Origin of the sequence: Halomonas sp. NO4 (assembly GCF_010994375.1) — a bacterium.
Lineage (GTDB): Bacteria > Pseudomonadota > Gammaproteobacteria > Pseudomonadales > Halomonadaceae > Halomonas.
Window position 1 is genome coordinate 244,861 of record NZ_WHMA01000004.1, and the last position, 6,219, is coordinate 251,079.

5 protein-coding genes and 1 tRNA gene are annotated in these 6,219 nt (G+C 69.0%); 2 read left to right on the top strand and 4 right to left on the bottom strand.

Annotated elements, in window-relative coordinates; all coding sequences use genetic code 11:
• Nucleotides 1–82: 82 nt before the first annotated feature.
• The 3 genes from minE to minC form a co-directional block, all read right to left on the bottom strand.
• The gene (minE, locus tag FEF15_RS05615) at nt 83–334 is read right to left on the bottom strand and encodes a cell division topological specificity factor MinE (protein WP_163558164.1); all 252 of its coding nucleotides are present in this window, start codon (nt 332–334) and stop codon (nt 83–85) included.
• On the bottom strand, nt 331–1,149 hold the full coding sequence (gene minD / locus FEF15_RS05620; protein ID WP_163558165.1) for a septum site-determining protein MinD: 819 nt from the start codon (nt 1,147–1,149) through the stop codon (nt 331–333). Before minD ends, minE begins: the two co-directional genes overlap by 4 nt.
• A gap of 65 nt (nt 1,150–1,214) precedes the next feature.
• Nucleotides 1,215–1,949 (bottom strand): septum site-determining protein MinC, encoded by a 735-nt coding sequence (minC, locus tag FEF15_RS05625; RefSeq protein ID WP_163558166.1) that lies wholly within the window; start codon nt 1,947–1,949, stop codon nt 1,215–1,217.
• A gap of 245 nt (nt 1,950–2,194) precedes the next feature.
• On the opposite strand from minC, the gene FEF15_RS05630 reads away from it, so the two are divergent.
• Nucleotides 2,195–4,978: a DUF349 domain-containing protein gene (locus FEF15_RS05630; protein WP_163558167.1), complete on the top strand. Its 2,784-nt coding sequence runs from the start codon at nt 2,195–2,197 to the stop codon at nt 4,976–4,978.
• 76 nt (nt 4,979–5,054) lie between these two features.
• Here FEF15_RS05630 and phbB read toward each other — a convergent pair whose 3' ends face one another.
• Nucleotides 5,055–5,801 (bottom strand): acetoacetyl-CoA reductase, encoded by a 747-nt coding sequence (gene phbB, locus FEF15_RS05635; protein WP_163558168.1) that lies wholly within the window; start codon nt 5,799–5,801, stop codon nt 5,055–5,057.
• A 195-nt stretch (nt 5,802–5,996) separates the two neighbouring features.
• Here phbB and FEF15_RS05640 point away from each other — a divergent pair.
• Nucleotides 5,997–6,073, top strand: a tRNA-Met gene (locus FEF15_RS05640).
• Nucleotides 6,074–6,219 lie beyond the last annotated feature (146 nt).

Below are 6,219 nucleotides of genomic sequence, written 5' to 3' on the forward strand. Positions count from 1 at the left end.
GCCGACCGCCGACACAGCGGCCCGCCCGCGGACTGGGCATGGTCGGCAACGTCGGCGGGCGCGGCCGGCTCTCTCGCCCTGCCTAGGTGCGCGGCAGGGTGACGTTGAGCTCCAGCACCGAGCAGTTGTCCTCGCTGTCGAGGCTGATGTTGATGGCGTCGTCGTCCACCTGCACGTAGCGGCGGATCACCTCGAGGAGCTCTTTCTCCAGCAGCGGCATGTAATCGGGCTGGCCGCGCTGGCTGCGCTGGTGGGCGACGATGATCTGCAGCCGCTCTTTGGCGACCGAGGCCGACTTCTTGCGTTCGCGCTTGAGGAATTCCAGCAGCTTCACCGGCGACCTCCTCCGAACATGCGGCTCAGCAGGCTCTTTTTCTGGATTTCGTGGAAGCGCAGCGGGATCTCCTCGCCGAGCAGGCGCGACACCGTGTCCGCATAGGCCTGGCCGGCATCGCTGTCGTCGTCGTGAATCACCGGGACGCCCTGGTTGGAGGCACGCAGGACCGCCTCGGACTCGGGGATCAGGCCGATCAGGTCGATGGCCAAGATCTCGCGGATGTCCTCGAGGTTGAGCATGTCGCCGTCGTCGACCCGCGAGGCGTTGTAGCGGGTGATCAGCAGGTGCTCCTTGACCGGCGTCTCGTTGCTCTCGGCGCGCCGCGTCTTGGAGGCGAGCAGGCCCAGAATACGGTCGGAGTCGCGCACCGAGGAGACCTCGGGGTTGGTCACAACGATCGCCTCGTCGGCGTGGTACATGGCGAGCTGGGCGCCGCGCTCGATCCCCGCCGGCGAGTCGCACAGGATGTAATCGAAGTCGCTGCTCAACCGCTCCAGCACCTGCTCCACGCCCTCCGCAGTGAGGGCGTCCTTGTCACGGGTCTGGGAGGCGGGAAGGATGTGCAGGTTGTCGACGCGCTTGTCGCGAATCAGCGCCTGGTTGAGCCCCGCCTCGCCCTGGATGACGTTGACCAGGTCGTACACCACGCGCCGCTCGCAACCCATGATCAAGTCGAGGTTGCGCAGCCCCACGTCGAAGTCGATAACCACGGTCTTGTTGCCCCGCAGGGCCAGGCCGGTGGCAATGGCCGCTGCGCTGGTTGTCTTGCCGACCCCGCCCTTGCCGGAGGTCACTACGATGATCTTGGCCAAGTTGTGCTTCCTTTCGAACGGTTCGAAAACGGTGAAAACGCCAACGCCGGGCGGTACAGGCGACCCTAGGTCAGCGTGGTGATCTCGAGCTGGGCATCGCGCAGCCCCACCTGCACCGGCGTGCCCAACAGCTGCGGGTCGATGTCCTCGAGCCGCTTGTAGTTGCCGGCCACCGACAGCAGCTCGGCGCGAAGCTCGCGACAGAAAATGCCGGCCTGGGCATCGCCATGAATGCCAGCCAGTGCGCGACCGCGCAAGGCACCGTACACGTGCACGCTGCCCGCCGCGAGCACTTCGGCACCGGCGTTCACCGCACCGATGACCACCAGATCGCCCTCCGGCGCGGTCACCTGCTGACCGGAGCGCACCGTGCCGCGGTAGATGCGCCCGCCGCTGGCGACGCCGTCCGCCGCCTCGCCCGGGGCCTCATCCGCCGGTGCCGCCGCCTCCACGCTCTCGAGGGAGCGGGCTCGCCCCTCGTTGGGGGGAAACCAGCCCAGACCCAGCGCCCAGGCCGACTGCTTGACCGGTTCCTGGCCGCCGCGCACCGCCACCGGCAGCAGCTTGTGGGCCCGGCACACCGCGCAGATCCGCTCCAGCGCCAGGTGCGGCTCGTCGAGCTTCTCGACGCTGAGCACCACCGGCGTGTGCTGAAAGAAGGCCGGCGACTGGCTGAGCTTGCCGGCAAGTTGCTCACGGATGCGCTCGGGGTCGGCGCTGGTCAATTCCATGACCGTCATCGGCAGCATGCCCCCCTTGAAGGTGAATGCCATGCTGGCCCTGTCCAGATTGAGACTCATTGCCGGACTCCAGTCGGTGATGTCGGGTCGTGGGACTAAAGCTAAGCGACTCCTTCGCCCCCTGCAACCGATGATACGGCCATCGCCGACCCAATGACATTGTCGCCGTTTGGCCACAGACAGGGACCCGTCAGGCTTTTCTGCCGCCGCAGCGCATGCTTAGATACCCAAGACGAACCCTGCCGAGCCCATCGCGACAACCCGACGCGCGCGGGCCGGTATCCCGCGCTCGATCAGGACACCCCATGCCCGGATTTTTTCGACGCTTTCTCGCCCCGCGCTGGCAGCACCCCGACGCCGCCGTCCGTCGCCAGGCCATCCCCCGTCTCGACCCCGCTCACCCGGCGCAGCGCCAGGCCCTCGAACGTCTCTGTCTGGACCCCGATCACGAAGTTCGCCGCACCGCCCTGGCCCAGATCGACGACATCGAGACACTGCTTCGCCTGCACGACGCCCACCCCGACAACCGCGAACTCGGCCGGCGCCTGGCCGACCTGCTATCGGGTGCCGCCGGTTCCGGCGACCTGGCCCGCCGCCAGGCGGCGGTGGAAGCGCTCGACGACCCGGAACTGCTCGCCGCCGTTGCCCTGCGGGGCGACAACCAGCAGCTGCGCCTGGCCGCCGTGGCGCGCCTACAGGACGAGGAAGCGCTGATTCGCCAGGCCTGCGAGAACGGCATCGCCGCGGTGCGCCACGCGGCCGCCGCCCGGGTGGAGAGCGAGACCGGGCTGCAGCGCCTGGCGCATGAGGCGCGCCGCGACCGCCAGGTGATGCGCCAGGCCCGCGAGCGACTCAACCGGCGGCGTGCCGATGCCGCCGAACTGGCCGCCGCCCGGGATCGGCGCGAGGCGCTGCTCCGCGACCTGGAGGCCCATGCCCACGCCCCCTGGGAGCCGCTCTACGGCGGCCGCTATCGTCACCTGGTGCGCGAATGGGAAGCCCTCTCGGACCTGCCCGACGCCCGCCAGGAGCGTCGCTTTCATGACGCCTGCCAGCGCTGCCGCAAGGTGATCACCGACCACGAGGCCCGCGAGCACGCCGAGGCCCAGGCGGACCGCCAACGCGAGCGCGCCACCCAGGCGCGCGAGAACCTGCTCGAGGCGCTGGAGGAGAGCCTCTCCGCCCTGCCCCGCGGCGACCGGGTCACCGCCCAGGACATCGCCAGCCTGCGGTCCCAGAAGCAGCTGCTGGCCAATCGCTGGCAGGCGCTTTCGGACCGCCACCTGATCGACGCCGCTCTCAGCGAGCGCTACGCCGCCGTGCTCGCCGACTACGACCGCCTGCTCATCGCCTGGGAGCGCCTCGATGCCGAAGCGCCGGCCATCGAGGCCGCCCTGAAAGCACAGGACAGGGCGCGCCTGGCGGCGTCCCTCGAGGCCAGCGGCTGGCCCGACGACCTGCCGCCGACCCCGCTGCTCGAGCAGGCCCAGCGCCTGCTGGCCCAGGGCGAGGCCGCCGACGAGGAGGACCTGGATGCACGGCTGGCTCGCTTTGCCGACGACCTGAAACAGCTGGAAACGCTGCTCGAGCGCGGCGCCTTCAAGGGCGCCAGCCGCCTCTACCAGAGCCTGCGTCACCGCGCCGAGACCCTGCCCGGGGAGCGCCTGCGCGATCACCGGGCCAAGCTCAAGCGCCTCGGCGCGCAGCTCGCCGAACTGCGCGACTGGCGCAGCTTCGTCGCCGGCCCCAAGCGCGACCAGCTGTGCCAGAGCATCACCACCCTGGCCGAGGAGCGCGAACTCAGCAACGCCGAACTCGACCGCCGCCATCGCCAGCTGGTCAAGGAATGGCGTTCGCTGGGCGATGCGGCTGCCAACCGCGAGCTTTCCGAACGGTTCCGCGCCGCCTCGGATCGCATCCACGAGCGTCTCGCCCCCTGGCGCGAGACGCTGGCCGCCGAACGCGAGCGTAACCTGGCGGCCCGCACCGCCCTGTGCGAGCAGCTCGAGGCCCTGCTTGACGCGCCGGCCAGCGACGCCGACCCCGACGCCCTGCGCCGCATCCGCGACCAGGCCCGCGAGGAGTGGCGCCGCCACGCCCCGGTCCCCCGCGAGGCAGCCCAGGCCATCGGCCGGCGCTTCGGCAAGATTCGCCACGACCTGCAGGCGCTCATCGACCAGCGCGCCCGGGAAGTGGCCGACGCCAAACGGGCGCTGATCGACGAGGCCCGGGCCCTGCTCGAGCAGGAAAGGCCCGCCGAACAACGCGCCGAAACCGCCAAGGAACTGCAACAGCGTTGGCGGTCTCTGGGACGCGCCCCGCGCGGCGAGGAACAGGCGCTGTGGCGCGAGTTTCGCGAGCTCAGCGATCGCATCTTCGCCGCCCGCGAGGCACGCCGAGACGACCGGGCCCAGCGCGCGCGGGCCCGCCTGGACGCGATGCAGGCATTGATCGACCGCCTGGACGCCTGGCAACCGGCCAGCGCCAGCGAGCACGACGTCCTGGAGCAGGCGATCGCCGAGGCCGCCACCCTGGAGCCCCTGCCGGCAGGGCGGCGAAGCGAAGGCATGCGCCGGCGCTGGAGCGGCATCGTTCGGGCCCGCCGCGAGCGACTGGCGCGACTGGCCGTGGCCGACGAGATCCAGCGCTGGCAGGCCCTGCGCCCCCTGCTCGAGGCACACCTCGCCGCCGATGCCGAGGCCCTGGCCGAGGGCCCGGTACGGGAGGTTCCCCCGCCGTCGGATCAGTCATTGACCGAGGACATGCGCACCGCTCACGAGGCGCGCAACGCCGCTCGTCACCACCCGCCTGTGGCCGACGAGGTCGCCGAGCAGCTGGCGCGGCTGCGCGTCCACCTCTCGCTGCTCGGCATGGGACGCATCGACCAGCGCGACGAGCCGCTGCGCCTGGCCATCCAGGTCGAGCGGCTCAACGAGGGCCTCGGCCGGGAGCTGAGTCGTGCCGAGGAGGTGCGCGCCGTGCTGCGCAGCCTGCTCGCCACCGGCCCCGTCTCGCCGGACCAGTGGTCCCACGAAGTCGGCGAGTTCGACGCCCTGCTCACGCGACTGACCCGCCTGCCGCCCCCCTGAGCGAAGGGCCCCTAAAGCGAGCGGGAGGCCAGAGGCCTCCCGCAGGGAGTGCAACCGTAGCGTCTCCCGTGCCGGCTCAACCCATGAACTGCCCCCCGTTGATGTCGATGTTGGCCCCGGTGATGAAGCCGGACTCCTTGTCGGCCAGAAACACCACGAGCCGAGCGATCTCTTCGGGCGTGCCAAACCGTTTCACCGGAATCGTCTCGCGAATCGCCTCGCGGACCTTCTCCGGCACCTTCATGATCATGTCGGTGGCAATGTAGCCCGGCGACACCGTGTTGACGGTGATCCCCTTGGTCGCCGTCTCCTGGGCCAGCGACATGGTCAGGCCATGCATGCCGGCCTTGGCCGCCGCATAGTTGACCTGGCCGAACTGCCCCTTGCGGCCGTTGATGGACGAGATGTTGATGATTCGACCATAGCCTTGCTCGAGCATCCCTTCGATGACGCTACGGCAGGTGTTGAAGACACTATTGAGGTTGGTGTCGATGACCTCGTTCCACTGTTCGGGGGTCATCTTCTTCAAGGTCCCGTCGCGGGTAATGCCCGCACAGTTGACCAGCACGCTGACAGGACCGAATTTCTCCTCGACCTCCTTGATGCCCGCCACGCAGGCGTCGTAGCTGGTAAGGTCGGTACCGGAGAGCGCGATATTGTTGTACCCGTCGGCCTGCTGGGCCTCGAGCCAGGTCTTCGCCTTGTCCGGGTTGTGATAGCCCGCCACGACCTGATACCCCGCCGCAGCGAGCGCACGGCATATCGATGAGCCGATGCCGCCGGTTCCCCCGGTGACCCAGGCAACGGGTGCTGATTGAGTCATAGTACACCTCCCTGATCATGACATTATTCGTAAGGCCGGACCCGCATCGTCGAGCCGGCCTCGACAGGATGCGACCCGAGGCGTGGCCCCTGCAAGGCATCCTTTCCTGATTATGGACGCTGGGGCGCAACCTGCACGAGCGTTGAAGCTTCGCTTGACACTACAGCGTCATGGGGTAGAATAGCCCCACGTTGATGCGGGGTGGAGCAGCCTGGTAGCTCGTCGGGCTCATAACCCGAAGGTCGTCGGTTCGAATCCGGCCCCCGCTACCAAACATCGAAAAAGCCAGAACCCAAAGGGTTCTGGCTTTTTCATGTCGGTGAGAAGCCGCCTGGCAGCTCCTCGGTGAGGCTGCGTCCTGGAGTTACCCCGATTCAGTGGACGGTGCACGGCTTTAGCCTGGGGCTGCCGTATGCTG

Coding starts and splice junctions, on each gene's coding strand:
- FEF15_RS05630 (WP_163558167.1), top strand. CDS start 2,195: ATGCCCGGATTTTTTCGACGCTTTCTCGCCCCGCGCTGGCAGCACCCC.
- minC (WP_163558166.1), bottom strand. CDS start 1,949: ATGAGTCTCAATCTGGACAGGGCCAGCATGGCATTCACCTTCAAGGGG.
- phbB (WP_163558168.1), bottom strand. CDS start 5,801: ATGACTCAATCAGCACCCGTTGCCTGGGTCACCGGGGGAACCGGCGGC.